Source organism: Acidovorax sp. KPB24-07 (assembly GCF_057543315.1).
The window spans coordinates 1-967 of record NZ_BAAJYS010000772.1 but is presented as its reverse complement, the minus strand read 5'-3'; the positions used below and the strand labels follow the sequence as shown (position 1 = coordinate 967).

Annotated in this window: 1 protein-coding gene; it reads left to right on the top strand. The window is 70.3% G+C overall.

From position 1 onward, the window contains the following. Positions 1-206: 206 nt before the first annotated feature. The gene (locus AC27IQ_RS25695; protein ID WP_284430151.1) at positions 207-665 is read left to right on the top strand and encodes a RidA family protein; all 459 of its coding nucleotides are present in this window, start codon (positions 207-209) and stop codon (positions 663-665) included. Positions 666-967: the final 302 nt, after the last annotated feature.

The following is a 967-nucleotide window of genomic DNA, read 5'->3' as shown; positions in this document are numbered from 1 at the left end:
GGCCATCGCCTGAGCGGGCGGCCACGGGATGACCGATCCCGGCGCGTGAGCGGGACCGGCGCGCCCCAGGTGCCGGCGCCGCCGCGAGGAACGGCGAACGCAGAGAACCGCCAGCCGGTTGTGCAACACTTGCGCGCTGCGCCGCAGGCCCCCGGGGCTTGCGGCCTTTTTCTGCCTTCTCACTCCTCCCGTTGCCAAGGAACACCATGAGCGTTTACGACAAGCTGAAAGAACTCGACATCACCCTGCCCCCCGTCTCGGTCCCCGCCGCGGCCTACGTGCCCTACGTGCAGACCGGCAACCTGGTGTTCCTGAGCGGACACATCGCGCGCAAGGACGGCAAGCCCTGGGCCGCGCAGTTCGGCCGCAGCATCACTACCGAAGAAGGCAAGGCGGCCGCGCGGGCCGTGGCCATCGACCTGCTGGGCACGCTGCATGCGGCCACCGGTGGCGACCTGAACCGGGTCAAGCGCATCGTCAAGGTGATGAGCCTGGTCAATTCGACGGGCGAGTTCACCGAACAGCATCTGGTGACCAACGGCGCGAGTGAACTGTTCGGCCAGGTGTTCGGCGACCGGGGCGTGCACGCCCGCAGCGCCTTCGGCGTGGCGCAGATCCCCATGGGTGCGTGCGTCGAAATCGAATTGATCGCCGAACTGGGCTGATCGCGCGCCCTCGTTGGCGCAAGGGGTGGCTGGCGCAGGCCTGGGCCTGGGGCACCCACCCCGTCGAGACCGGGACCTGCCCGCGCTGCGGGTCACCCTTGCTTTCGAAGGCCATCCCGCGATGGCCCCACGGCCGGCAGCCCCCTGATGCATCGGGGGCGTCGCAGCCGGTGCGTGTCAATGATTCCCTAGAACGACGTCCAGTCATCGTCCCCACCGCCCGCCGTCGCGCGCGCTGCGGCTGCGGGCTTCGGGGCAGGCGCGCTGCCCTTCGGTGGGGGCGGACTGGCAGGCGCGGGGGC